Below are 24,273 nucleotides of genomic sequence, written 5' to 3'. Positions count from 1 at the left end.
TTGATTCGGCATTCCGCAGGCCGATCCGACCGCGAGATCATGGCGTCGGCTAGTCCGGGGGAGGGAGAAGAGATGGTGGATCAGACGGAGCGGCGGGCGCCGAACCGCCGTGCCACGGTGCAGCCGGTGACCCCCGGGCAGCGTGCCGCGCAGGCGGCGCGCACCGGTGGCGAGCCGACCCTGGAGTTCGCCGACATGGTGCCGTACGACGCGTACGTGCAGGCCAGCGCCCTGCACAAGATGCAGCACCCGCTCAGCAGCGACCCGGGCGAGATGTCCTTCCTGATGGTCAGTCAGATCATGGAGCTGTACTTCGGGCTGACCTGCCACGAGCTGCGGGAGACGCAGCGGCTGATCCGCGCCGACCAGGTCTGGGAGGCGCTGGCCCCGCTGGGCCGGGCCAGGCTGCACCTGGAGGGGCTCAACGCCGCCTGGCAGGGCCTGCGCTGGATGAGCCCGGCCGACTTCAACAGGTTCCGCAACCTGCTCGGCGAGGCTTCCGGCTTCCAGTCGGCGATGTACCGGCAGTTGGAGTTCCTGCTCGGGCTGCGCGACCCGACGCTGATCCGTCCGTTCCGCCGGCAGGCCGAGGTGCACGCCGCGCTGAGCGACGCGCTGGCCACCCCGAGCCTCTGGGACGACGTGGTCGCGCTGCTCGCCCGGCGCGGCTTCGACCTCCCCGGCGACCTGCTCGACCGGGACGTGGCCGTCGAACACGACCCGCAGCCGTCGGTCGAGGCGGCCTGGGTACGGATCTACGACGACCACGGCTCGGACAACCACCTGCGGCTGCTCGGCGAGGCGTTGAGCGCTGTCGCCGAGGAGTTCGGCGACTGGCGCTGGAACCACGTCAAGGCGGTGCAGCGGACGATGGGCGCCAAGGTCGGCAGCGGCGGCTCCGCCGGACTGGCGTGGTTGCAGCGCAGCATGTCCCGGGTGGTCTTCCCGGAGCTGTGGTCGGCCCGTACCGCGATGTGACCGGAGAGCGAGACATGCACACCCCAGAACAAGAGGCGCACCGCCTCGACGAGGCCGACCCCGGCCACCGGCACCTGTTCCACGTGCCGCCGGCCGATGGCGGCGACCACAGCGAGTCGGCGTACCTGGCCGGCAACTCGCTCGGCCTGCAACCCCGGGCCACCCGCGGCGAACTCCTGGCCGACCTGGACGCGTGGGGGCGGCTCGGCGTCGAGGGGCACCTGGAGGCGCAACGGCCCTGGCTGCCGTACCACGAGTTGTTGACCGCGCCGGCCGCCCGACTGGTCGGCGGCCGGCCCGCGGAGACCGTGGTGATGAACTCGCTCACGGTCAACCTGCACCTGCTGATGGTGAGTTTCTACCGCCCGGCCGGCGTCCGCACCCGCATCGTCATCGAGGACGCCGCCTTCCCCTCGGACAGCTACGCGGTGCGCAGCCAGGCCCGGTTCCACGGCCTGGACCCGGACGAGACGGTGGTCCGGTTGCGCCCGCGCGAGGGCGAGGACGCGCTGCGCACCGAGGACGTGACCGACTACCTGGCCGCCGAGGGTGACCGGGTGGCGCTGGTGCTGCTCGGCGGGGTCAACTACCTGACCGGCGAGTTGGTGGACATCCCGGCGATCACGGCTGCCGGCCGGGCGGCCGGGGCGGTGGTCGGTTGGGACCTGGCCCACGCGGTCGGCAACGTGCCGTTGGCCCTGCACGACTGGGACGTCGACTTCGCCGCGTGGTGCTCCTACAAGTACCTGAACTCGGGCCCGGGAGCGCTGGCGGGCGTCTTCGTGCACGAGCGGCACCTCGGCGATCCGGACCTGCCCCGCTTCGAGGGTTGGTGGAGCACCGCGGCGGCCACCCGGTTCGAGATGACACCGGTGTCCCGGCCGCCCGCGACGGTGGAGGCCTGGCAGATCTCCAATCCGCCGATCTTCGCGATGGGCCCGGTGCGTACCTCGCTGGAGCTGTTCGACACGGTCGGGATGAGCGCGCTGCGCGCCCGCAGCCAGCGCCTCACCGGCTGGCTGGAGACGCTGCTCGACGAGGTCGTCGCCGACCGGCCGCTGCGCGTGATCACCCCGCGCGACCCGGCCCGGCGGGGCTGCCAACTCTCGGTCCGCATCGGCGCCGGCAGCGCCGCCGAGCTGACCAAACGCCTGCGGTACGAACACGGTGTCATCGCCGACGCCCGGGAGCCGGATGTCGTCCGGTTCGCTCCGGTGCCGCTGTACTCCACGTACCTCGACTGCTGGCGGGCCGCTGCGGCGCTCGCCGCGACGGTGGGGGCCTCATGACCGCGCGGCGCGACGAGATCGCAGTCATCGGCGCTGGACTGGCCGGTTGCCTGGCGGCCTGCTTCCTGGCCCGGCGTGGCTACCTGGTGGCCCTCTACGAGCGCCGGTCGGACCCGCGGGTCGGCACGGCCGAGCGCGGTCGCTCGATCAACCTGGCGCTCTCCGAACGCGGGTTGGACGCGCTGCGCCGGATCGGGCTGGCCGAGCAGGTGCTGACCGACGCGCTGCCGATGCGCGGCCGGATGATCCACCCGGTCGAGGGCGAGCAGCAGTTCCAGTCCTACAGCGCGGCCGGCGACCGGGCGATCAACTCGATCAGCCGGGGTGCCCTGAACAACGCCCTGCTGGACGAGGCCGCCGCACTGCCCGGAGTGCGGGTCGTCTTCGACCACCGGCTGGTCGGGCTCGACCCGACCGACGGAACCCTGAACTTCGAAACCCCGCAGGGCACCGTCGCGGCCAAGGCGTCGGTCGTGCTGGGCGCCGACGGCGCCGGCTCCGCGGTACGCGGGCAACTGCTCGCGTACGGGTTGCTGCACGAGAGCGTGGACTTCCTCGACTACGGCTACAAGGAGTTGACGATCCCGCCGCTGGGCGGGGACTTCGCGCTCGATCCGGACGCGCTGCACATCTGGCCGCGCGGCACCTCGATGATGATCGCGCTGCCCAACCCGGACCGCTCCTTCACCTGCACGCTGTTCTGGCCCAACGAGGGCGCCGGCAGCTTCGCGGCACTGGACAGCCCGGCGGCGATCGAAGACCACTTCGCCAGGCACTACCCGGACGTCATCCCGTTGGCGCCGAACCTGGTCGACGACTACCGGCACAACCCGGTGGGTGTGCTCGGCACGGTCCGCTGCGCCCCCTGGCAGGTCTTCGGCAAGGTCGGGCTGCTCGGCGACGCGGCGCACGCGATCGTGCCGTTCTACGGTCAGGGCGCCAACTGCGCGTTCGAGGACGTGGTCGAGTTGGACCGCTGCCTGGACGAGTGCGCCGACGACTGGTTGGCGGCGCTGCCTCTGTACCAGCGACGCCGCCAGGAGAACGCCGAGGCCATCGCCGCGATGGCGCTCACCAACTTCGTGGAGATGCGGGACAAGGTCGCCTCTCCGGTCTTCCAGCTCCGCCGCAGGATCGAGCACGCCCTGGAACGCGCACTGCCCGGCCGGTACGTTTCGCAGTACGAGCTGGTGTCCTTCTCCACCACCCCGTACGCCGAGGTGCGCCGCCGGGTGCGCCGGCAGCACCGGGTGCTCGGCGCGGTCGTCGGCGGGGCCGCCCTGCTGCTGGTCGGCGCGACACTCGGTCGAGGGAGGCGCGGATGACCGCCAACTGGGATCCCCGGCTGATGGCCGGTCACGCGCCGGCCGGGCCGCAGCGGCTGCGCAACTTCGTCGGCGGCGAGTTCGTCGACGGTGGTCCGACGTTCGCCAAGGCCAGCCCGGTGACCGGGGAGCAGGTCTTCGAGGTGCTCGAGGCGTCCGAGTCCACCGTGGATGACGCGGTGGCCGCCGCGCGGGCGGCGCTGCGCGGACCGTGGGGCCGGATGGGCGAGCGCGAACGCGCCGAGGTGCTGCGCCGGGTCGCCGACGAGTTGGAGCGCCGCTTCGACGATCTGGTCACCGCCGAGGTCGCCGACACCGGCAAGTCCATCGCCCAGGCCCGCACCCTGGACATCCCGCGCGGTGCGGCGAACTTCCGGGCGTTCGCGGAGATCGTGGCGACCGCGCCCACCGAGTCGTTCACCACCGTCACCCCGACCGGCGGCCGGGCGCTCAACTACGCGCTGCGCAAACCGGTCGGCGTGGTCGCGGTCATCGTGCCGTGGAACCTGCCGCTGCTGCTGCTCACCTGGAAGGTCGCCCCGGCACTGGCCTGCGGCAACGCCGTCGTGGTCAAGCCCAGCGAGGAGACACCGGCCTCGGCGACGGTGCTCGCCGAGGTGATGGCCGCCGCGGGCGTACCGGCCGGGGTGTTCAACCTGGTGCACGGGTTCGGGCCCGACTCGGCCGGCGAGCACCTCACCCGCCACCCGGGCGTGGACGCGATCACCTTCACCGGCGAGTCGGCCACCGGCGGCGCGATCATGCGGGCCGCCTCCGACGGGGTGAAGGCGGTCAGCTTCGAGCTGGGCGGCAAGAACGCCGGCCTGGTCTTCGCCGACGCCGACCTGGACGCCGCGGTGGCCGGCTCGGTGCGGTCCAGCTTCACCAACGGCGGGCAGGTGTGCCTCTGCACCGAACGCCTCTACGTGCAGCGCCCGGTCTTCGAGGAGTTCACCGCCCGGTTGGCGAAGCGGGCCGGTGAGCTGGCGTACGGCTGGCCGACCGACGAGGCCACCGCCACCATGCCGCTGATCTCCCACCAGCACCGGGCGAAGGTCCTCGGCGCGTACGAGCTGGCCCGCTCCGAGGGCGCCGAGGTGCTCACCGGTGGCGGTACGCCCACCTTCGGCGACGCCCGTGACGGCGGGTCGTACGTGCAACCGACAGTGCTCACCGGGCTCGGGTCGGACGCCCGCACCAACCGGGAGGAGATCTTCGGCCCGGTGGTGCACGTCGCGCCGTTCGACACCGAGGACGAGGCGTACGCCCTGGCGAACGGCACCGAGTACGGCCTCGCCGCCACCGTCTGGACCCGGGACGTGGGGGTCGCGCACCGGGCCGGCGCCCGGCTCGACGCGGGCATCGTCTGGGTCAACACCTGGTTCCTGCGTGACCTGCGTACCCCGTTCGGCGGGGTGAAGGCGTCCGGCATCGGCCGGGAGGGTGGCGTGCACTCGTTGAACTTCTACTCCGAGTTGACGAACGTCTGCGTGGACCTGTCGTGAGCCGTGGCGAGGGAGTGGGCATGGAAGCTGACATCGAGGCCGCCAACCGGGAGCTGGCCGACGCCCGCAGCACCGGCACGCCGTGCCCGCCGCTGCGTGGACGACTGCTGCCGGAGGGCGACGTCGAGTCCGCGTACCGGGTGCAGCAACTCCAGGCGCGGGCCTGGCAGGGCCGCGGCGAACGCCGGGTCGGCGCGAAGATCGGGCTGACCTCCCGGGCGGTGCAGGAGACCTTCGGGGTGTACCAGCCGGACTTCGGCATGCTCACCGACGCGATGGCTGTCGGCGACGGGGTCGAGGTGCCCATCGGCCGGCTGCTCCAACCCCGGGTCGAGGCGGAGATCGCGTTCGTGCTCGACAAGGATCTCCCGGACCCGCAGCTCACCACCGTCGACCTGATCCGCGCGGTCGACCACCTGCTGCCGGCCATCGAGATCGTCGACTCGCGGATCGCCGGCTGGGACATCTCCATCGTGGACACCGTCGCGGACAACGCCTCGAGTGGGCTCTTCGTGCTCGGCACCACGCCCCGCCGACTGGCCGACGTCGACCTGCGGCTGTGCGGGATGGTGCTGGAGCACGCCGGCGAGCCCGTCTCGGTGGGCGCGGGCGCGGCCTGCCTGGGCAACCCGCTGCACGCCCTGCACTGGCTGGCCGGCACCCTCGCCCGTGCCGGTGACCCGCTGCGTGCCGGGGACGTGGTGCTCTCCGGGGCGCTCGGCCCGATGGTGCCGGTCACCCCGGGAGCCGCGTACGAGGCCCGGATCTCCGGGCTCGGCTCGGTGCGGACATCCTTCAGCAAGGGGGGTAACCAGTGACCACTGACGTGGCGGTGCTCGGTTCCGGGAACATCGGCACCGATCTGATGATCAAAGTTCTCCGGCTCAGTGACAGCCTGCGCATGGTGGCGATGGCCGGCATCGACCCGGCCTCCGACGGTCTGGCCCGCGCCCGCCGGCTCGGCGTGGCCACCACCGCCGAGGGCGTGGACGGGCTCGTGGCGATGCCCGAGTTCGCCGACGTCGAGCTGGTCTTCGACGCCACCTCGGCCGGGGCGCACCGGCACCACGACGAGGTGCTGCGCGCACACGGCCGTACGGTTGTCGACCTGACCCCGGCCGCGCTCGGCCCGTACGTGGTGCCGCCGGTCAACCTCGACGAGCACCTGCACGAATCGAACGTCAACATGGTGACCTGCGGCGGGCAGGCCACCGTGCCGATCGTCGCCGCCGTCCGCCGGGTCACCCCGGTGGCGTACGGGGAGATCGTCGCCTCGATCGCGTCGAGGTCGGCGGGTCCGGGCACCCGGGCCAACATCGACGAGTTCACCGAGACCACGGCACGGGCCATCGAGGTGGTCGGTGGTGCCGAACGGGGCAAGGCGATCATCGTGCTGAACCCGGCCGACCCGCCGCTGCTGATGCGCGACACCGTCTACTGCCTCTGCCCGGACGCCGACGCCGACACCGACGCCATCGCCGCGTCCGTGGCGGACATGGTGGCGACGGTGCAGGAGTACGTCCCGGGCTACCGGCTCAAGCAGGACGTGCAGTTCGACCGGGTCGAGGCGTACCTGCCGACGTTCGGTCGGCGGCTCACCGCGTTGCAGGTGTCGGTCTTCCTGGAGGTCTCCGGCGCCGGGCACTACCTGCCCGCGTACGCCGGGAACCTGGACATCATGACCTCGGCCGCGCTGCGTACCGCGGAGCGGCTGGTGGCCCTGCGTGCTTCGGAGGTGGCCGCGCCGTGACCGATCTCTACATCCAGGACGTGACGCTGCGCGACGGCATGCACGCCATCGCCCACCAGTACACGGTCGATCAGGTCCGCACCATCGCCGCCGCGCTGGACGCCGCAGGCGTGGCCGCCATCGAGGTGGCGCACGGCGACGGGCTGGCCGGTTCCAGCGTCAACTACGGCCACGGGGCCGCCAGCGACGCCGAGTGGATCTCCGCGGCCGCCGAGGTGCTGACCACGGCGAAGCTCACCACCCTGCTGCTGCCCGGCATCGGCACCATCGCCGACCTGAAGGCGGCGAAGGCGCTCGGGGTGACGAGCGTGCGCATCGCCACCCACTGCACCGAGGCGGACATCTCCGCCCAGCACATCTCCTGGGCCCGGGAGAACGGCATGGACGTGGCCGGGTTCCTGATGATGTCGCACATGTTCGATCCGGCCGGGCTCGCCGGGCAGGCCAAGCTCATGGAGTCGTACGGGGCGCACTGCGTCTACGTCACCGACTCCGGCGGTCGGCTGCTGATGTCCGACGTGGCGCAGCGGGTCGACGCGTACCGGCAGGTCCTCGCCCCGGAGACACAGATCGGCATCCACGCGCACCACAACCTGTCGCTCGGGGTGGCGAACAGCGTGCTCGCCGTCGAACACGGCCGGGTCACCGGGTCCGCGCCGGTCGGACCGGACGCGCCCCACGGCCGGACCGTCCGCGTCGACGCCTCCCTGGCCGGCATGGGCGCGGGTGCCGGCAACGCGCCCCTGGAGGTCTTCGTGGCGGTCGCCGAGCTGCACGGCTGGAAGCACGGCTGCGACGTGTTCGCGCTGATGGACGCCGCCGACGACATCGTCCGCCCGTTGCAGGACCGGCCGGTCCAGGTGGACCGGGAAACGCTCTCCCTGGGGTACGCGGGGGTCTACTCCAGCTTCCTGCGGCACGCCGAGCGGGCGTCGGCGAAGTACGGCGTGGACGTCCGCTCGATCCTGGTCGAGCTGGGCCGACGCCGGATGGTCGGCGGCCAGGAGGACATGATCGTGGACGTCGCACTCGACCTGGCCGGCAAGGAGCCCTCATGATCGGACCAGACATCGCGGGGATCGCCGAGAAGCTCGGCGTGGCGGCGGCCACGGCCACCGCGATCCCGCAGCTCGCCGCCGAGACCGGCCTCGACGTGGATACCGCGTACGCCGTGCAGGCCGCGTTGCTGCAGCGCCGGCTCGACGCCGGTGAGCGGCTGGTCGGGCTGAAGATGGGGCTGACCAGCAGGGCGAAGATGGCCCAGGTCGGCGTGGACGAGGTGATCTGGGGGCGACTCACCAACGCGATGCGGGTGCCCGACGGCGGTGCCGTGGACCCGTCCGCGTACATCCACCCCCGGGTGGAGCCGGAGGTGGCGTTCCTCCTGGACCGGCTGCCCGAGCCGGGCGAGCCGGTCGGCGACTTCGCCACTGCCGTCCGCGCCGTCGCGCCGGCCATCGAGCTGATCGACTCCCGGTACGCGGACTTCCGCTTCTCGCTGCCGGACGTGATCGCCGACAACACCTCGGCCGCCGCGTTCGTGATCGGGCCGTGGTCGCCGGTGCCCGACGGCCTGGACAACCTGGGCGTGCTGTTGGAGGTCGACGGTCGGGTGGCGCAGGTCGGTTCGACGGCGGCGATCCTCGGCGATCCGCGTCGGGCCCTCGACGAGGGCATCCGGTTGGCGGGTCGGCACGGGGTGCGGCTGGAGTCCGGCTGGGTGTTCCTGGCCGGCGCCGCCACCGCCGCCGTGCCGCTGCGTCCGGGCGCCCATGTCCGTGCGGTCGTGGAGAAGCTGGGCACGGCGTCGCTTCGGGTCTCTTCGTGATCGGCGTGCGGGCTTTCGTGGGCGCGGCCGTGGGGGTTCCGGGCAGCCCGACCGGCTCCGGGCGGTCAGGCTTGATCCCTGCGCCGGTCGGGCTGCCCGGAACCCCTGACCTGGTCGCGGTGGTCGCGTCGGTGCCGGGTGGGGGTGGGTCATGAGTGCCTCTGGTGCTCGGGTTGTGCCGGGCAAGGCCGTTCCGCGGGGGGCTTTTCCGCACGTCAAGGTCGCGGGTGGGTTCGTCTTCGTCTCCGGTACGTCGTCGCGGCGGCCGGACAACAGCTTCGCCGGTGTGTCGGTGGACGAACTCGGCACCACGAACCTCGACATCCGGGTGCAGACGCGGGCGGTGATCGAGAACATCGGCGATCTGCTGCGGTCGGTCGGTGCGGACCTCGGCGACCTCGTCCAGGTCACGTCGTACCTGGTCAACATGAACGACTTCGGTGGCTACAACGAGGTGTGGGCGGAGTTCTTCGACGCGTCCGGGCCGACCCGCACCACGGTGGCCGTGCACCAGTTGCCGCACCCGCACCTGCTCATCGAAATCCAGGCCGTGGCCCTTCTTCCCTCTGGAGGTCAGTCGTGAGTGAGATCGCCGAGCCGTTCAGCTTTCCGGGCTGGATCGCGGACAACCAGCACCTGTTGAAGCCGCCCGTGGGCAACAAGGAGATGTTCCCCGGCGGGGACGACTTCATCGTGATGGTGGTGGGCGGGCCCAACCAGCGCACCGATTTCCACGTGGACCCGTACGAGGAGTTCTTCTACCAGGTCAAGGGCAACATGCACATCAACCTGATGACCCCGGAGGGGCCGCGTACGGTGCACGTGCGCGAGGGTCAGATGTGGATGCTGCCGCGCAACACCCCGCACTCGCCGCAGCGGCCGGAGGCCGGCTCGATCGGCATGGTCGTGGAGCGGGTCCGCGAGGAGGGCACCCTGGAGACCTTCCAGTGGTACTGCCCCGGGTGCGGCCACCAGGTGTACGAGGTGGAGTTGCAGGTCCGCGACATCGCGGCCGACCTGCCGCCGGTGTTCCAGGCGTTCTACGCCGACGAGGCCGCCCGTACCTGCGCCAACTGCGGCACCCTGCACCCGGGTAAGGGCTGATGCCCGCAGGCGTGGTCGACGTGCACACGCACGTCGTACCGAAGGGGTGGCCGGACCTCGGCGCGGCGTGTGGTGGGTCCGGTTGGCCCTGGTTGCGCGTCGACTCCGAGCGCGCCGCCATGATCATGGTGGGGGAGACGGAGTTCCGCCCGGTCGGCGCCGAGTGCTGGGACGGGGCGCGCCGGCTGGCCGACATGGACGACGACGGCGTGGACGTGCAGGTGGTCTCGCCGACGCCTGTCTTCTTCAGCTACGACCGGCCGGCCGACCAGGCGGTGAAGGTCGCCCGGATCTTCAACGATCTGACCCTGGAGGTCACCGCGGCCGGTGGCGGCCGACTGGTGCCGTTCTGCCAGGTGCCCCTCCAGGACCCGGACGCCGCGTGCGCCGAGCTGGATCGCAGCCTGGCCGCCGGGCACGTGGGCGTGGAGATCGGCAACCATGTCGGCGACCGGGACCTGGACGACGCGGGCGTGGTCACCTTCCTGCAACACTGCGCCGAGGTGGGCGCACCCGTGTTCGTCCACCCGTGGGACATGCCGGGCGGTCCCCGCCTGGACCGCTGGATGGCCCGGTGGCTCACCGGGATGCCCGCCGAGACGCACCTGTCGGTGCTGGCGATGATCCTGGGCGGTGTCTTCGACCGGGTGCCCGACTCGTTGCGGATCTGCTTCGCGCACGGCGGCGGCAGCTTCCCGTTCTGGCTCGGCCGCGCCGACAACGCCTGGCACCGCCGGGGCGACCTGGTCCGTGGCGCGTCCGCGGCCCCGCCGAGCAGCTACGTCGACAGGTTCAGCGTCGACTCGGTGGTCTTCGCCCCGCCCGCGCTGCGGCTGCTCGTCGACACGATGGGGGAGGACCGGGTGCTGGTCGGCAGCGACTACCCGTACCCGTTGGGCGAACGCCCGGCCGGCGCGGTGGTCCGCGACGCCGACTTCCTCACCGACGACCAGCGCGACAAGCTGCTCTCCCGCAACGCGTTGCGCTTCCTGCGCGGCTGAGCACCGCGCCGCACCCTCGACCTGAGCAGATCTTGGAAAGTTTCCGTCAGCGCGGAACGGAAAGTATCCAAGATCTGCGGCTCGGCAGGGCCGGTGGGTGGCAGAAGTCCAGTTGGTCCGTTTTCGGTCGCCAGCGCGTGTCGGCTGCGCGAAGTGCTGACGGCCGGCAGGATGACGGGATGGCCGAGCCGCACGACCTGACCGCGTTGGAGCAGGCCGCGGCGATAGCCCGTGGCGAGCTGTCCAGCGTCGACCTGGTCGAGCACTGCCTGCGCCGGGTAGCCGCCCTCGGCGACACCGTGGGCGCGTTCGTCACCGTCACCGAGGATCTCGCCCGGCAGGCAGCCCGCGCAGCCGACGCCGCGCCGGTCGAGGCCCGAGGCCCGCTGCACGGCGTACCGACCGCGATCAAGGACCTGACGCTCACCGCCGGGGTCCGCACCACATTCGGGTCGGCCGCCTTCCTCGACTTCGTCCCGCCGGTCGACGCCGACGTGGTCCGGTTCATCAAGGCCGCCGGCCTGGTCAGCCTCGGCAAGACCACCACCTCCGAGTTGGGCTGCTCGCTCTACTCGGAAGGCCGGGTCGCGCCCCCGGCCCGCAATCCGTGGCAACTGGCGTACACCGCGGGCGGGTCCAGCGGCGGCGCGGCGGCGGCGGTGGCGGCCGGGCTGGTCCCGGTCGCCCAGGGGTCCGACGGCGGCGGCTCGCTGCGCATCCCGGCGTCGCTCTGCGGCCTCGTCGGCTACAAGCCCAGCCGTGGCCTCGTCTCCGGCGGGCCGCTCGGCTCCGGCGCGTTCGGCCTGCCCACCAGCGGCCCGCTCGGACGGACAGTCACCGACGTCGCCGCGCTGCTCGACGTCATGGCCGTGCCGGTCCCCGGCGAGCCCTACCTGCCGCCAACCGCGCCGCCGGGCGGTTACCTGGCCGCCGCGCGCCGTGCCGCTCCCGGCCCGCTGCGGATCGGCCGGTTCACCACGCCGATGCTCGCCGACGAGCCGGTGCACCCCGACTGCGTGGCCGCCGTGGACCGGGCCGCCGCGCTGCTCACCGCGGCCGGCCACGAGGTGGTCGAGGTGGCACCGCCGCTCGGGCCGGCGGCGTGGCCACTGTTCGAGATCCTCTGGTACGTGCTGGCGCTCACCCCGGTGCCGCCACAGCGGGAGGCGGAGCTGCTGCCGCTGACCCGGTTGCTGCGGGCCCGCGGCGCCGAGATCTCCGCCGGCACCCTGGCCGCCACCCTCGGGGAGTTGCAGGCGCAGGTCCGGCTCGGTGCCCGTCGCACCGCCGGCTGCGACCTGCTGCTCTGTCCCACCCTCGCGGCCCCGCAGGCACCCGTCGGCTGGTTCAGCGCCGATGGTGACCCGGCGGCCGACTTCGACAGGCAACGCCGCTTCTCGCCGTACTGCGCCATCTTCAACGTCACCGGCGATCCCTCCGTCTCCCTGCCGGTGGGCGCAACGACCGACGGCCTGCCCGTCGGGGTGCTGCTCACCGGCCGATACGGCGACGACGCGCGGCTCATCGCTACCGCTGCGCAACTGGAGAACTCCAGTGACGGATGGGATCGGCACCCCGCAATCTGGCGGGCCGTCGACTCCGCTAACGTGAATGGTGACGGAGTCGGGCGGTCGACAACATGATCGTCCATCCGACCCGGTTGTTCGAGGTCGTCCTTCTTCCGCCTGGGGGCGTTGGGATTGTCTGTTACCGAGACGTTGCTGGTCTTCGTCGGCATCCCGTTGGCCGCGGTGCTGGTCATCGCCGGCCTGTCGTACGCCGGCAGCCGTGGGGGTGCCACCGGCGGTGGCGGTGGCGCCAAGCGCTACCGGCCGGGCCGGCCCTTCGACTTCACTCCGGTCTGGTTCCTGGGCCGTCCGGAGCAGCTGGCCGACTCGGCCGGCACCGCGCTGACGGCGGGGGCGCAGGCGCCCGCGCTGACCAGCCACAAGCTTGAGCAGGCCAGCGTCGACGCGCCGGCCGGTGGAACCGGAGGCGCAAGTGACCGTTGGTGAGAAGCAGACCGGGTCGGAAAATCCGCCCGAGGTGCTGGACGGGCCGTTCTCGACCCGCCAGCTGCTGCGCATCGACGAGGCGCTGCGCCTGGCCGACCGGGGCACCGGCCTGGTCTTCTCGGTCTTCGTCGGCGGCCTCGACGAGCCGATCCGGGAGCACGCCCAGCGGCTGCACCGCCAGCTCGCCGACCCCGACCGGTCGGTGCTGATCGCGGTGTCGCCAAACCAGCGCCAGTTGGAGATCATCACCGGTCGCTACGCGCGCAAGCGCGTCCCCGACACGTACGCCAAACTGGCCGCGCTCTCCATGGCGGGCGCGTTCAGCGGCGGGGACCTGGCCGGCGGCATCATCAACGGCCTCGACCAGCTCGCCAGCCACGCCGGCAAGGGCTGAGTCCTCCCAGCTACGACGAAGCCCGGTCCGCGTTCAGCGGGCCGGGCTTTCGTGCCTCACCGGGGCCAGGCGCTCGGGTCCAACCTCATCGTCCACGGCTCGTCCACGGTCACCGCGTCGTCCGGACCGATAGTGCCCAGCAGCTCGTAATGGTCGCCCTCGCCGAGCCGATAGCGGTAGATGATCGGGCCGAAGTCGCCTCGCTCCACGCGCCAGTAGTGCGGGATGCCCGCCTCGGCGTAGAGGGCGGGTTTGGTGAAGCGATCGTGGCGCCGGCTCCCCGTCGACTCGACTTCCAGGACGAGCGCGATGTTCTTGGGTTCGGCCCACATGCGCCCGCGCGGTGCGCTTGGTAGCAACACCGTCAGATCGGGGATGAGATTACCGCCGGGAACCTGCACCCCGATCTCCCGAATCACCCGCCAACCGGCGGGAGCCGACTGGCGAATCGCCATCCGAATCTCGTCCGCCAGCTCATGGTGCTCGGGCCCGGCCGGAGGAGTCACGTGCAGGCTACCGTCGATGATCTCGTAGCGGTTACCGTCGGCAGGCAGGTCGAACAAATCCTGCTCGCGCCAGCCCCGGTCCGGGGGCCGCCACTCGTAGGTCGGCTGTGCCATCGCGTCCACCTCCTTTCGCAACCATAACGGCCCGGTACCGGCGTCGACTCGCGTCCACGCCGGCACCGGGCCGCGTACTCCCTGTTGGTCAGCTCTGCTGGGCGTCCTTCGTGCGGGCCTTGAGCGCCCGCACCACACCGTCGCGGCCCTCGGCGACCAGCCGGCGCAGCGGGCCGGGATGCCCGTCGCCGGCCAGCCACGCGTCGGTGGCCGCCACCGTGTCGTCCTCCACCAGATAGATCGGGTACGCCAGCTGCGCGAACTCCTGCGCGGGCTCGCTGTCCCGGGTGGCCCACACCTGGCCGACGGCCGCGAAGTACCGCTCCCGGTAGGGCGCGATCAGGTCCACCTGCGCCGGGTGGGCGAGGCCCTGCAGGAGCGCCCGGTGGCGCCAGTTGGGCAGGGAGTCCGGACCGGTCAGCAGCGCCCAGACCGCCTCCTTGTTCTCCGCCGTCGGCACCAGCGCGTGCGCGTACGCCGCCTCCCGTTCGCCGCTGGCGGTGCGGTCCCCGGCCAGCTCCGCCTCGATCTCGGCGGCACCGGCGGCGCCGTTGGCCACCAGCGCGGAGAGGACCGACCAGCGCAGCTCGGTGTCCACGGTCAGCCCGGCCGGCGTACCGACCCCGTCCAGCCACCCGCGCAGCGTGGCCAGGTCCTCGTCGGAGCGGGCCGCCGAGGTGAACGCACGAGCCCAGGCCAGCTGGAACCCGCTGCCGGGCTCCGCGGCGGCGAGCGCGTCCCGGGCGGTACGCGCCAACTCGGCCCAACCGGTCGGCGCCCAGGCCGGGTCGGCGTAGAGGGTGATCGCGGTGGTCGCCTGTCGCAGGGTCGCGGTGACCAGGTTGATGTCGGTCTCCGCGGGCAGCCCGGTCAGCGCCAGCGCCACGTAGTCGCGGGCCGACAGCTCGGCGTCACGGATCATGTCCCATGCCGCGGTCCAGCAGAGCGCCCGCGCCAGCGACGACTCGAAGCCACCGATGTGCTGCACCACCGTGGCCATCGACCGGTCGTCGAGGCGCAGCTTGGTGTAGCTCAGGTCGTCGTCGTTGAGCAGCAGCACGTCGGCGGCCCGGACACCGCGCAGCTCGGCGAGGTCGGTCCGCTCGCCGGTCACGTCCACCTCGTGCCGTTCGCGGCGCACCAGCCGCCCGTCGGTCAGGTCGTACAGGCCCACGCCGATGCGGTGCGTCCGCAGCGTCGGGTACGCGGTCGGCGCTTCCTGCCGGACCGCCACCTGCTCGTAGGTGCCGTCCGCGCCGATCGTCACCTCCGGGCGCAGCGTGTTGACCTGCGCGGTCTCCAACCACTGCGCGGCGAACTTGCGCAGTTCCCGGCCGGACGCGACCTCCAGCTCGCTGAGCAGGTCGTCGAAGGTGGCGTTGCCCCAGGCGTGCTTGCCGAAGTAGGCCCGCAGCCCGGCCACGAACGGCTCCTCGCCCACGTACGCGACGAGCTGCTTGAGCACACTTGCGCCCTTGGCGTAGGTGATGCCGTCGAAGTTGACCTCGACGGCCTCCATGTCCGGCATCTCGGTGTAGACCGGGTGGGTGGAGGAGAGCTGGTCCTGCCGGTAGCCCCAGTTCTTCCGGATGGACAGGAACGTCGTCCACGCCTCGGTGAACCGGGTGGCGTTCGTGTTGCACCAGTGACTGGCCCACTCGGCGAACGACTCGTTCAGCCACAGGTCGTTCCACCAGCGCATGGTGACCAGGTCGCCGAACCACATGTGGGCCAGCTCGTGCAGGATCGTGTTGGCCCGCTGCTCGTACTCGAAGTCGGTGACCTGCGAGCGGAACAGGTAGTGCGACTCGGCGTGCGTCACGCAGCCGAAATTCTCCATCGCGCCGGCGTTGAAGTCGGGCACCCAGAGCTGGTCGTACTTCGGCAGCGGGTAACGCACGCCGAACTTCTCGTGGAAGAAGTCGAAGCCCTGCTTGGTGATCAGGAACAGGTCGTCGGAGTCCAGGTACTGGGCCATCGAGGCCCGGCAGAACGCCCCCAGGTCGATGCCGTCGTGGCTGTCGCGCACCTCGTGGTACGGCCCGGCGCACATCGCCGTGATGTAGGTGCTCATCCGGGGCGACTCGGTGAAGTGCAGCGTCTTGAGCCCCTCACCCGCGGGCTCCTCCCGCTGCACGGGCATGTTGGACACCGCCCGCCAGTGCGCCGGAACGGTGGCGTGCCAGGTGTAGACGCTCTTCAGGTCGGGCTGGTCGAAGCAGGCGAACACCCGCTGCGCGTCGGCCGTCTCGAACTGGCTGTAGAGGTAGGTCTCGCCGTCCACCGGGTCGACCGTCCGGTGCAGACCCTGACCGCTGTTGGAGTAACCGAAGTCGGCGTCGACCACCAGGACGTTGTCGCTGTCCAGCCCGGACAGGGTCAGGCCCTTCTCGGCGGACCAGTCGGAGAGGTCGACGGGAGTGCCGTTGAGCGTCGCGGACCGCACCGACTCGGCGGCCAACTCGATGAAGGTGCTCGCGCCCGGTTCGGAGCAGCGGAACCGGACCTCGGTCGTCGACCGGAACGTGCGGCCGTCGGCCGCCAGCACGGCGCTGGACAGGTCCAGACTGATGTCATACCCCGTCACGTTGAGCAGGCGGGCCCGCTCGGTCGCCTCGACCTGCGTCAGGTTGCGCACTCCCGGCACTGTTGTCTCCATCCCACATCTCGCCGTACGCCCGGCGGCGTCCGTTCGCCTACCGCTCGTGACGGCTGGCCCGATCCGAGTCTTCCATGTACGGGCAGCCCGCGGTGGCCGAGGTCACGCTCTCATCCGGGTGCCGGGCGATGCGCCGCGGGGTGAAGATTCTCCTGAGGCGCCGACCTGTCGGCGCCACCCGTCGCGAAGGGATCTCACCGTGACCGAACGTGTCACCGCCGACATGTGGTTCGACCCGGCCTGCCCGTGGGCGTGGATCACCTCCCGTTGGCTGCTGGAGGTCGAGCAGATCCGAGACGTGGACATCCGCTTCCACGTGATGAGCCTGGCCGTGCTCAACGACGGCCGGGACGAGCTGCCCGAGGACTACAAGGAGTTCCTGAAGACCGCCTGGGGGCCGGTGCGGGTCTGCATCGCCGCCGAGCAGCGGTACGGCAACGACGCCCTGCGTCCGCTCTACACCGCGCTCGGGACCCGGATCCACCTCGGCAAGGAGGCGCGGAACCACGAGCTCTACGTCGCCGCGTTGACCGACGCCGGCCTGGACCCGGCGCTGGCGGCGGCCGCCGAGAGCACCGAGTACGACGAGGCGCTGCGGGCCAGCCACGAGGCCGGCATGCGTCCGGTCGGGCAGGACGTCGGCACTCCGGTCGTCCACGCGCCCGGCCCGGACGGCAGCCCGGTCGCGTTCTTCGGTCCGGTGATCACCCCGGCCCCGAAGGGGGAGGCCGCCGGTCGACTCTGGGACGGCGTGCTGCTGGTCGCCGGCACCCCGGGCTTCTACGAGCTCAAGCGCACCCGTGAGCAGGGCCCGATCTTCGACTGAGACGCGGAGGGTCGCCCTGTCGACGCCCGGCGTCGGCAGGGCGGCCCGCCCGACGGCGGGGCACCGCGCGCGTTCGCTCGGCGTGTCGTGGGTCGGCGGTGCCTGCCCCGTCACCGGGGGACTGCCGCGTCGTTGGCCTGCATGTCCGCCGCAGCGACCCGCAGGGCCGCACCCCGCAGTTCGTGGAGGCTTTCCCGATGGCCAAGCACCGTGCGTCCGGTGACGATCAACTGACCCGTCCGGGGGTGATCGAGACTCCCGGCGCGGCCTACTGGTCGGTCGACGACTCCCGCTGGCCGGCGGTCCGCCCCGACCTTCCCGCCCACGTGGTGGATCTGCTCGCCCCGCCCATCGTGGTCGGCGTGGCCCGGGTTCCGGTGACCTCCCGGCTGACCCCGGTCGTGCCCGCGGCGCCGCTTGCCGGCCCCGCGTCGGCGGTGGCAGCGGTTCTCGAATCCCTGCCGCCGGTGGCACCGGCTCTCGAATCCCTGCCGCCGGTGGCACCGGCTCTCGAATCCCTGTCGCCGCTCGCGGCGGTGGCCGCCGCCGTGGCGTCGGCTCCGGTTCTGCCGTCGGCTGCCGCGCCGGCCGAACCCGCGCCGCCTCCGCCGGCGCCCGCCGCGCCGCGTCCGGTGCCGACGCCGCCGCTGAGCCCGCGTCCCGTCCCGTCCCCGCCGCCCGAGCGTCCGGTGCCGGGGCCGCCCGCGTCACCCCGCCGTGCCGTGAACACCGGGCCGGCCGCGACCGGTCGGCGCGGCAACGCCGGACCGGCGGCGGGCAGGCACCGCCGGGGCGCCTCCGACCGGGCCAGCTGACCGGCTCGGCACTTTCATCTGGTGGACCCCACGCGGGTCCCCGTCGGCGGCGACACCGCCGCCGGTACCGTCAGTGGGCATGACGGTCGTGCATCCGATCTCCCGGGCGTGGGTCACCACTGGTGGCACCGGCGCGCAAAACTACGACGAGTTCGCCGACGACGCGGAGATCACCGCGATCATCGAGGCGAACCCGCACAGTGCTCTCGGCATCGAGATGCCGCATCGCGCCCCGCAGAGCCTGGGCACGTCGTTCCTCGACGCGCTGCCGGCCGCGGTGGCCCGCCTCGCCGAGGCGAAGGCCGACGGCAGTTACACGCCCGCCGAAGAGGTGGTGGTCCTCTACCGGATCAGCGCGCCCGGCGAGGAGTCGGCGTACGGGCTGTTCGCGATGGTCGACACCGACCAGATCTCCACCCGGGCCGACGAGCCGGGCCTGGTCATCCGCAACGAGGACGTCTTCATCGCCAAGGTGCGCGAGCGGGTGGCCCTGGCCGAGGCGCTCGGTCACCTGCTCTCACCCGTACTCCTGCTGCAGACCGGGCGCGGCGACGAGCTGCACGCCGCGCTCGCGGCGGCGACCGAGACGGCCGGCGCGCCCGCCGCGACGGACACCGACCAGGCGGGCCGCACCCATGCCATCTGGCTGCTCGGCCCCGGCCCGGAGCAGGCCACGCTCACCGCTCTCGCCGGCGGTGGGGAGCTGGTCGTCGCCGACGGTAACCACCGCAGCCTGGCCGCGCAGACCGGCGGGCTGTCGCGCTTCCTGGCCGTGGTCACCACGCCCGCGTCGGTGGCCATCCAGCCCTACAACCGGCTGGTCAGCGAGCTGACCACCACGCCTGCGGAGCTGCTCGACCGGCTGCGCGCGGCGGGCGCCGAGGTCGCGCCGATCGACGGCCCGGTCGAGGTCCCGGCGGCCGGCGGCACCGTGCACCTCCGTGTCGGCGACCAGGGGTACGCGGTGCGCCTGCCCGCCACGGCCGCCGGCGACCTGGAGAACCTGGACCACGCGCTTGTCGAGCGGCTGCTGCTGCGCGACGCGCTCGGTCTGGACCCGGGCGACAAGCGGATCACCTATGTCGGCGGTGACTACCCGGCGAGCTGGCTCACCGGTGAGGTCGACGCCGGCCGGGCCGAGCTGGCGATCCTGATCGCGCCGGTGACCGTGGCGGACTTCGTCGCGGTGAACCTGGCCCGGGAGAAGATGCCCCGCAAGAGCACCTGGTTCACCCCGAAGGCGCGCGGCGGTCTGGTCGTCGCCGAGCTGCCGCGCTGAGCGGTCCCGCACCCGACCGTGTGACGTACCCGGCTCTCCGACGCCGCCCGCGCGGCGTCGGAGAGCGCGGCCTGAGAGACTGCGCGGTATGCGCGTCTACCTGGGATCCGATCACGCCGGTTTCGAGTTGAAGGTGCACCTGGCCAACCACCTGGCCAAACAGGGGTACGACGTGGTCGACGTCGGTCCGCACAGCTACGACCCGGACGACGACTATCCGACGTTCTGCCTGCACACCGGCGATCAGGTGGTGGCCGACGAGACGGGTCTCGGTGTGGTCATCGGCGGGTCCGGCAACGGTGAGCAGATCGCCGCGAACAAGGTCGCCGGTGTCCGTGCCGCGCTGGCCTGGAGCGTGGAGACCGCCCAACTGGCCCGCCAGCACAACGACGCGAACGTGGTCGCGATCGGTGCCCGCCAGCACACGCTCGACGACGCCACGGGCATCGTCGAGGCGTTCCTCAACACGCCGTTCTCCGGCAACGAGCGGCATGCCCGACGGATCGACCAGGTGGCCGAGTACGAGAAGACCCGGGAGCTGCCCGAGCTGCCCTGACCGGTGGGTCAGCGCGGCGAGCGGGGCAACTCCTCGCGGGGCACCCAGTTGCGTCGGACGACAACCACCCGGGCCTCCGCCTCGGCGAGGTCGTCGTCGGAAGGTCGCGCCGCGTCCCGGGCCCGTAGCGCGGCGCTGAGCCCCACCTGGGACGATCCGGAACCGACCAACCCGCGCAGCCCCCGCTCGCCGTCGCGCTCGTCGCCGCCGGAACTCCGGCGGCGCGGGGGCGGGTCGTCACCGTCGTGCACGCCTGTGGTGCTGGCCGTCGGGGTGTCGGTGCTCCGAGCGGCCGTCTCGGCATCGGGGTGGTGGCGCAGCCGTCGCCGTCGTCGGTCGGGGTCAGCCATCAGCCGACCGTACCCTGCCCGGCGGGCGATTCGGCACCGTCGTGCCGGTCCGCGTCTCGGGCGGGGTCGGCGACCTGTTTGCCGGCTGGTTACCCTCGGATTCAGGCGGTGGTGGTGCCGTCGGTCAGGGGGAGGACGAGATGGCAGACCAGACGCAGCCGTGGGCGGAGCGGACCGTGGAGGTGCCACCGCAGGCCGGCGTCGGGGTGCCGCCGCAGCGCGACGGATTCCGGCGGGGCGTGGCTCCGGTGGGTCAGCGGCGCAGCCCGCGGACCGAGCCGTTCCCGGTGGTAGAGCAGGAGCCGACCGGCACCGGTTGGCCCGGCGAGCAGGCCCCGCGTCGGCCGCTGAGCTGGCGGATGGCGCAGTTGCGGCGCGGCGGCGAGTGGAGCGCGGCGGCCGGGCTCTTCGCGTTCGTGTGCTGGGGGATCTGGGCGCTCTCCGGCCAGGGTGACCTGAGTGGCCCGGTGCTGGTGCTGGTGCTCAGCATGCTGGTGGCGGTCGGCCTGTTCGCGCTGTCCCGGCTGGTCGGCCGGGTGGTGTGGGAGCGGCAGCTCGGCCGGGTGCGGCGCAGCGCCCGAGGCGCCCACCTGGCGACGGCGGTGTTCCTCGTCGGCCTCGGCGTGGCGTGGCTGCAGCAGACCGAGTGGATCGTCTCGGCCTGGAACTGGATCTCCTCGAACTGAGGATCGGGAAACGCCCAGGCGGCCGGCGAGCGCCGCCCGCCCGGGCGTCGGCCTCGCGGCACGCCGCGAGGCCGGTCGTCTCCTCCACCAGACAGGGCCGCCGCATACCCCGCTGGCCACGGTTCATCCGTGCGCGGCCGGTCCGTCTCGCGTCCAGGACCCCAGTTCCTGCGATAAATCGTTTCGGGCCGATGGGACGATGCTCGGGTGAAGAAGATTCCCACCCTTTTTCTACGGAACCCCGACGACCGCAAGCACGTCCTTTCCGAGGTCAACCCCGCCTGCCAGTGGGTCCTCGACGGAGAGGGGACGTCGACGCGAAAGTACGACGGCACCTGCCTGCTGCTCGACGAGGACGGCGTGTGGTGGGCCCGGCGCGAGGTGCGGGCGGGCCGGACGCAACCGCCGGGCTACCGCCCGGTGATGACCGACGACGCGACGGGCAAGACCATGGGCTGGGAGCCGGTCGAGCAGTCGCCGTACGCCAAGTACCACGCCGAGGCCCTGGCCGCCGCGCCGGAACGGCGATCTCCGGGCACCTACGAACTGATCGGCCCGAAGATCAACGGCAACCCCGAGGGTGTACGGGGCCACGAGCTCGTGCCCCACGCCGATGCCGAGCGGTTCGACGTGCCACGGGACCGACCTGGACGGTCTGCGTGACTGGCTGTTGGCGCACCCGCGGTACGAGGGGATCGTCTGGCACCATCCCGACGGCCGGCGAGCGAAGTTGAAGCGCCGCGACTTCCCTGCGCCGACAGCGCTGCCCGCAGCCGAAGCGGGATAGGCTCGGTGATCTTCGACGTCCTCTGGCGTCGCCCGCTGCTCCAGCGGCCTGCCCCGACCGCGACGGCGAGCACACCCGACGGGGTGTTCGTGCACGAGCGCTCGACCCGTCTGGTCTGTCTCGACCCGGCCGACGGTGTGGCCCGGTGGGACGTACCGGTCGGCACCTGGCCCCGCGCGGTCGTCGCCGATGGGCGGCAGTGCTGGGTGATCAGCCAGGACCGCAACGAGCTGCGCTGCCTCGACGTGCGCAGCGGCGAGGTCCACTGGAGTGTCGACCTGCCCCGCTTCACGGCTCATATCGTGGTGGCCGGCGATCGGGTCCTGGTGGGCGGTTGGCGGGGCTACACGGCGCTGCGGGCGTTCGACAGGTGGACCGGCGCCCTGCTCTGGGCCGAACGGCACCGGGCGGCAACCGTGCTGCCGGCCGCGGTCGGCGAGCGGGTGCTCGTCGGCGAACCAGGCGGCTCGTCGGTGCGGCTGCTGGACGTGCGCGACGGCACCGAGGTCTGCCGCTGGAGCCTGCCGGAACCCCTCGTGGGCGGCGACGGACAGTGGCAGGCGTTCGTGGCCGCCGGTCCGGACCGCTTCCTGCTGCGCTGCGGGGCGCGGACGCTGTGGCAGGTCAACCCGGGCGCGGGGACAGCCGGCGAGTTCTTCCGGCACGACCGCGACCTGGCCGCCACGGGGATCAGCACCGTCGGCGCGGTGGTGTGGGCGCGCGAGCGCCACCGCGGTGCCGTCGCGCTGGACCTGACCACCCGTGAATTCCGTGGGCGGGTGAGCGTCGGGCCGGACGTGGTGGGTCAGGTCGTCCCGGCCGCCGCCGGGCACGTGCTGGCCACCGGGCGACCCGGCATGCTGCTGCTCGTCGACGACGCTGGCCGTCCCCGCGAGCGCCGCCTCGTCGACCAGCAGATCGGCGGGCTACGCCCGCTGATGCCGGGCGTCCTGCTGGTGGCTGGCAAGGGCACGCTGCTCGCGGTGGACGCGGCCACCCCGACGGCATGAGTGGTTTGTCGCCTCCGGACGCCGTTCGGCGTTGATCCCTTTGAGACCTACACGAGTTGCGGAGCAACCCCGCGGGGCAGACCTCGCGTGTCTATCTCGAAACGGGGATCGGAGGCCTGAATGAGCGATCGCGACGAGGCGTTCGCCGAGTACTTCGCGGCACGGTCCGCTGCCATGCGCGCCACGGCGTACCTGCTGTGCGGCGACTGGCACCGTGCGGAAGACCTGGTGCAGACCACGTTCGTCAAGCTCTACCGGGTCTGGCACCGGATCTCGCGGCACGAGGTGCTCGACAGCTACGTCCGCCAGATCCTGGTCCGGACCTTCCTCGACGAGCGGCGGCGCGGCTGGTGGCGGCGTGAACGGGTGGGGAGCGAGGACGCCGAGCAGGCGGCCGTTCCGGACTCGCCGGAGAGTCGGCTGGTGCTGCTCGAGGCCCTGGCCCGCGTCGCACCGCGCCAACGGGCCGTGCTGGTCCTCCGCTACTGGGAGGACCAATCGATCGAGGACGTCGCCGCGCTGCTGGAGTGCTCTCCAGGGACGGTGAAGAGCCAGGCGGCACGCGGGCTCGACACCCTGCGTGGCCTCCTGGCACCCACCTACAGCGGGACCGAGATGGGGGAGCGATGAACGGACAAGAGTTGCGCGACGCGTTGCGCAGCGAGATGGCGAGCACCACCCCGCCACCACCACTGAGTACGGCAGCCACGCTCGGCAGGGCGCGACGGGCACGTTTTCGCCGCCGAGCAACGTGCGCGTCGCTCGGATCGGCGGCCGTGGTGTTGGCGGTCGCCGGCTTCGCGGCCGTCGGCGGTCCGGGAGACCCGGTCTACCAACCGGCGGGCGGAGGGTTCCCCCTCTCCGCGGATGCGTCGACGGACACCAAGGAGCCGTGGCCGACCGGGCCGGACGGTCAACCGCAGGAGGACCGGACGGCACGGGCCGGATCCCAGTACGACCGGGGCGTCCGACTGCTCAACGAAGTCGTCGCCGTCGTGCCCACCGGCTACACCGCACCAGAGGATCCGGCCGACCAGCACGCCGACCAGCGGACGTTGCGGACCCACCAGGCGCAGTTCGAGGAGAAGGTGAACGGTGTCGACAGGTGGAGTTACCTGACCTCGGTCGCCGTGGCCCGAGGCATCGGTACCGGGCGGGTGATCGTCGAGGTCCACGATGCCGGCAACCGGTTGCCGACCGAGCCGTGCGCCCTGGCCCGCGACTTCTGGGGCATGCGGGGCGAATGCCAGGTCGAGACCGTCGGAGCCGCGCAGGTAGGCGTGGTGGTCCGACCGGGCAGCGACGACCGGCTCGACCAGTGGTCGGCGTACCGGCACCCGGACGGCGTGGTGGTCTACGTGGCGCAGGGCGCGAAGCTCGACGAGACCCGGCCGTCGTTGAAGGAGTTGCCGTTCTCCGTACGGCAGTTGGCGACCCTCGCGGTCGACGAACGGTTCCACCTGCGCTGACCCGTTCCCCGCCCCGGGTTCCGGCCC

General features: G+C 72.2%; 26 protein-coding genes. 23 read left to right on the top strand and 3 right to left on the bottom strand.

Annotated elements, in window-relative coordinates; genetic code table 11:
- Positions 1-75: 75 nt before the first annotated feature.
- The 14 genes from ACGFH8_RS30095 (at position 76) to ACGFH8_RS30030 (ending at position 13,189) form a co-directional block, all read left to right on the top strand.
- Complete coding sequence (locus ACGFH8_RS30095; protein ID WP_393374013.1) at positions 76-978, top strand: tryptophan 2,3-dioxygenase; 903 nt, start codon at positions 76-78, stop codon at positions 976-978.
- Positions 979-992: 14 nt separating this feature from the next.
- Entirely contained in the window at positions 993-2,267 is a 1,275-nt protein-coding gene (gene kynU, locus ACGFH8_RS30090; protein WP_393373733.1) for a kynureninase, read from the top strand.
- Positions 2,264-3,592, top strand: a complete 1,329-nt coding sequence (locus tag ACGFH8_RS30085; protein ID WP_393373731.1) for an FAD-dependent oxidoreductase — start codon at positions 2,264-2,266, stop codon at positions 3,590-3,592. Before kynU ends, ACGFH8_RS30085 begins: the two co-directional genes overlap by 4 nt.
- A 23-nt stretch (positions 3,593-3,615) precedes the next feature.
- A complete protein-coding gene (locus tag ACGFH8_RS30080; RefSeq protein ID WP_393374010.1) occupies positions 3,616-5,097 on the top strand; it encodes a 2-hydroxymuconic semialdehyde dehydrogenase in 1,482 nt (493 codons plus the stop codon).
- A 20-nt stretch (positions 5,098-5,117) separates the two neighbouring features.
- The gene (locus tag ACGFH8_RS30075) at positions 5,118-5,915 is read left to right on the top strand and encodes a 2-keto-4-pentenoate hydratase (RefSeq protein ID WP_393373729.1); all 798 of its coding nucleotides are present in this window, start codon (positions 5,118-5,120) and stop codon (positions 5,913-5,915) included.
- Positions 5,912-6,847 (top strand): acetaldehyde dehydrogenase (acetylating), encoded by a 936-nt coding sequence (locus ACGFH8_RS30070; protein ID WP_393373726.1) that lies wholly within the window; start codon positions 5,912-5,914, stop codon positions 6,845-6,847. Before ACGFH8_RS30075 ends, ACGFH8_RS30070 begins: the two co-directional genes overlap by 4 nt.
- Positions 6,844-7,905, top strand: a complete 1,062-nt coding sequence (gene dmpG, locus ACGFH8_RS30065; protein ID WP_393373723.1) for a 4-hydroxy-2-oxovalerate aldolase — start codon at positions 6,844-6,846, stop codon at positions 7,903-7,905. Before ACGFH8_RS30070 ends, dmpG begins: the two co-directional genes overlap by 4 nt.
- On the top strand, positions 7,902-8,675 hold the full coding sequence (locus ACGFH8_RS30060) for a 2-keto-4-pentenoate hydratase (protein WP_393373721.1): 774 nt from the start codon (positions 7,902-7,904) through the stop codon (positions 8,673-8,675). Before dmpG ends, ACGFH8_RS30060 begins: the two co-directional genes overlap by 4 nt.
- A gap of 151 nt (positions 8,676-8,826) precedes the next feature.
- On the top strand, positions 8,827-9,258 hold the full coding sequence (locus ACGFH8_RS30055) for a RidA family protein (RefSeq protein WP_393373718.1): 432 nt from the start codon (positions 8,827-8,829) through the stop codon (positions 9,256-9,258).
- Positions 9,255-9,779 carry a 3-hydroxyanthranilate 3,4-dioxygenase gene (locus ACGFH8_RS30050; protein ID WP_393373716.1) on the top strand — a complete coding sequence of 175 codons (525 nt, stop codon included), beginning with the start codon at positions 9,255-9,257 and terminating at the stop codon, positions 9,777-9,779. The genes ACGFH8_RS30055 and ACGFH8_RS30050 overlap by 4 nt, the downstream gene beginning before the upstream one ends.
- Positions 9,779-10,780 (top strand): amidohydrolase family protein, encoded by a 1,002-nt coding sequence (locus ACGFH8_RS30045; protein WP_393373713.1) that lies wholly within the window; start codon positions 9,779-9,781, stop codon positions 10,778-10,780. Before ACGFH8_RS30050 ends, ACGFH8_RS30045 begins: the two co-directional genes overlap by 1 nt.
- A 179-nt stretch (positions 10,781-10,959) precedes the next feature.
- Positions 10,960-12,423, top strand: a complete 1,464-nt coding sequence (locus ACGFH8_RS30040; protein WP_393373710.1) for an amidase — start codon at positions 10,960-10,962, stop codon at positions 12,421-12,423.
- Between the two features lie 75 nt (positions 12,424-12,498).
- On the top strand, positions 12,499-12,795 hold the full coding sequence (locus ACGFH8_RS30035) for a hypothetical protein (protein WP_355032334.1): 297 nt from the start codon (positions 12,499-12,501) through the stop codon (positions 12,793-12,795).
- Positions 12,782-13,189, top strand: a complete 408-nt coding sequence (locus tag ACGFH8_RS30030; protein WP_393373708.1) for a DUF5130 family protein — start codon at positions 12,782-12,784, stop codon at positions 13,187-13,189. Before ACGFH8_RS30035 ends, ACGFH8_RS30030 begins: the two co-directional genes overlap by 14 nt.
- Positions 13,190-13,245: 56 nt before the next feature.
- On the opposite strand, the gene ACGFH8_RS30025 is transcribed toward ACGFH8_RS30030, so the two are convergent.
- Positions 13,246-13,809 carry a Uma2 family endonuclease gene (locus ACGFH8_RS30025; protein ID WP_393373705.1) on the bottom strand — a complete coding sequence of 188 codons (564 nt, stop codon included), beginning with the start codon at positions 13,807-13,809 and terminating at the stop codon, positions 13,246-13,248.
- Positions 13,810-13,897: 88 nt separating this feature from the next.
- Positions 13,898-16,447, bottom strand: a complete 2,550-nt coding sequence (gene pepN / locus ACGFH8_RS30020) for an aminopeptidase N (protein WP_393373702.1) — start codon at positions 16,445-16,447, stop codon at positions 13,898-13,900.
- A gap of 220 nt (positions 16,448-16,667) precedes the next feature.
- Between pepN and ACGFH8_RS30015 the strand changes: the two genes are divergently transcribed.
- The 4 genes from ACGFH8_RS30015 to ACGFH8_RS30000 all read left to right on the top strand — a co-directional run bounded on the left by ACGFH8_RS30015 (position 16,668) and on the right by ACGFH8_RS30000 (position 19,944).
- Positions 16,668-17,294: a DsbA family protein gene (locus ACGFH8_RS30015; protein WP_393373700.1), complete on the top strand. Its 627-nt coding sequence runs from the start codon at positions 16,668-16,670 to the stop codon at positions 17,292-17,294.
- Between the two features lie 197 nt (positions 17,295-17,491).
- Positions 17,492-18,109: a hypothetical protein gene (locus ACGFH8_RS30010; protein ID WP_393373697.1), complete on the top strand. Its 618-nt coding sequence runs from the start codon at positions 17,492-17,494 to the stop codon at positions 18,107-18,109.
- A 79-nt stretch (positions 18,110-18,188) separates the two neighbouring features.
- The gene (locus ACGFH8_RS30005; protein WP_393373696.1) at positions 18,189-19,388 is read left to right on the top strand and encodes a DUF1015 family protein; all 1,200 of its coding nucleotides are present in this window, start codon (positions 18,189-18,191) and stop codon (positions 19,386-19,388) included.
- 88 nt (positions 19,389-19,476) lie between these two features.
- A complete protein-coding gene (locus tag ACGFH8_RS30000; protein WP_393373694.1) occupies positions 19,477-19,944 on the top strand; it encodes a ribose-5-phosphate isomerase in 468 nt (155 codons plus the stop codon).
- Between the two features lie 8 nt (positions 19,945-19,952).
- Here the strand turns inward: ACGFH8_RS30000 and ACGFH8_RS29995 are convergent, their stop codons facing one another.
- On the bottom strand, positions 19,953-20,294 hold the full coding sequence (locus tag ACGFH8_RS29995; RefSeq protein WP_393373691.1) for a hypothetical protein: 342 nt from the start codon (positions 20,292-20,294) through the stop codon (positions 19,953-19,955).
- A gap of 140 nt (positions 20,295-20,434) precedes the next feature.
- Between ACGFH8_RS29995 and ACGFH8_RS29990 the strand changes: the two genes are divergently transcribed.
- From ACGFH8_RS29990 to ACGFH8_RS29970, 5 genes are all read left to right on the top strand, one after another.
- Entirely contained in the window at positions 20,435-20,980 is a 546-nt protein-coding gene (locus ACGFH8_RS29990; protein ID WP_393373690.1) for a hypothetical protein, read from the top strand.
- 207 nt (positions 20,981-21,187) lie between these two features.
- Entirely contained in the window at positions 21,188-21,643 is a 456-nt protein-coding gene (locus ACGFH8_RS29985) for a hypothetical protein (RefSeq protein WP_393373687.1), read from the top strand.
- Between the two features lie 129 nt (positions 21,644-21,772).
- A complete protein-coding gene (locus tag ACGFH8_RS29980) occupies positions 21,773-22,777 on the top strand; it encodes a PQQ-binding-like beta-propeller repeat protein (RefSeq protein ID WP_393373684.1) in 1,005 nt (334 codons plus the stop codon).
- A gap of 120 nt (positions 22,778-22,897) precedes the next feature.
- A complete protein-coding gene (locus ACGFH8_RS29975) occupies positions 22,898-23,407 on the top strand; it encodes a SigE family RNA polymerase sigma factor (RefSeq protein ID WP_393373683.1) in 510 nt (169 codons plus the stop codon).
- A complete protein-coding gene (locus tag ACGFH8_RS29970) occupies positions 23,404-24,246 on the top strand; it encodes a hypothetical protein (RefSeq protein ID WP_393373680.1) in 843 nt (280 codons plus the stop codon). The genes ACGFH8_RS29975 and ACGFH8_RS29970 overlap by 4 nt, the downstream gene beginning before the upstream one ends.
- The last annotated feature ends 27 nt before the right edge of the window (positions 24,247-24,273 follow it).

Origin of the sequence: Micromonospora sp. NPDC049175 (assembly GCF_043197345.1) — a bacterium.
Classification (GTDB): domain Bacteria; phylum Actinomycetota; class Actinomycetes; order Mycobacteriales; family Micromonosporaceae; genus Micromonospora.
The sequence above is the reverse complement of the archived record's forward strand: the minus strand, read 5'-3'. Positions and strand labels throughout refer to the sequence as shown.

Bases quoted from the DNA above. Each gene is read 5' to 3' on its own strand.
- ACGFH8_RS29990 (WP_393373690.1), top strand. From the start codon at position 20,435: ATGGCAGACCAGACGCAGCCGTGGGCGGAGCGGACCGTGGAGGTGCCA.
- ACGFH8_RS30010 (WP_393373697.1), top strand. From the start codon at position 17,492: ATGGCCAAGCACCGTGCGTCCGGTGACGATCAACTGACCCGTCCGGGG.
- ACGFH8_RS29995 (WP_393373691.1), bottom strand. From the start codon at position 20,294: ATGGCTGACCCCGACCGACGACGGCGACGGCTGCGCCACCACCCCGAT.
- kynU (WP_393373733.1), top strand. From the start codon at position 993: ATGCACACCCCAGAACAAGAGGCGCACCGCCTCGACGAGGCCGACCCC.
- ACGFH8_RS30000 (WP_393373694.1), top strand. From the start codon at position 19,477: ATGCGCGTCTACCTGGGATCCGATCACGCCGGTTTCGAGTTGAAGGTG.
- ACGFH8_RS29975 (WP_393373683.1), top strand. From the start codon at position 22,898: ATGAGCGATCGCGACGAGGCGTTCGCCGAGTACTTCGCGGCACGGTCC.
- ACGFH8_RS30025 (WP_393373705.1), bottom strand. From the start codon at position 13,809: ATGGCACAGCCGACCTACGAGTGGCGGCCCCCGGACCGGGGCTGGCGC.
- ACGFH8_RS30045 (WP_393373713.1), top strand. From the start codon at position 9,779: ATGCCCGCAGGCGTGGTCGACGTGCACACGCACGTCGTACCGAAGGGG.
- ACGFH8_RS30080 (WP_393374010.1), top strand. From the start codon at position 3,616: ATGGCCGGTCACGCGCCGGCCGGGCCGCAGCGGCTGCGCAACTTCGTC.
- ACGFH8_RS30005 (WP_393373696.1), top strand. From the start codon at position 18,189: ATGACGGTCGTGCATCCGATCTCCCGGGCGTGGGTCACCACTGGTGGC.
- ACGFH8_RS30040 (WP_393373710.1), top strand. From the start codon at position 10,960: ATGGCCGAGCCGCACGACCTGACCGCGTTGGAGCAGGCCGCGGCGATA.
- ACGFH8_RS30085 (WP_393373731.1), top strand. From the start codon at position 2,264: ATGACCGCGCGGCGCGACGAGATCGCAGTCATCGGCGCTGGACTGGCC.
- ACGFH8_RS29970 (WP_393373680.1), top strand. From the start codon at position 23,404: ATGAACGGACAAGAGTTGCGCGACGCGTTGCGCAGCGAGATGGCGAGC.
- ACGFH8_RS30060 (WP_393373721.1), top strand. From the start codon at position 7,902: ATGATCGGACCAGACATCGCGGGGATCGCCGAGAAGCTCGGCGTGGCG.
- ACGFH8_RS30075 (WP_393373729.1), top strand. From the start codon at position 5,118: ATGGAAGCTGACATCGAGGCCGCCAACCGGGAGCTGGCCGACGCCCGC.
- ACGFH8_RS30055 (WP_393373718.1), top strand. From the start codon at position 8,827: ATGAGTGCCTCTGGTGCTCGGGTTGTGCCGGGCAAGGCCGTTCCGCGG.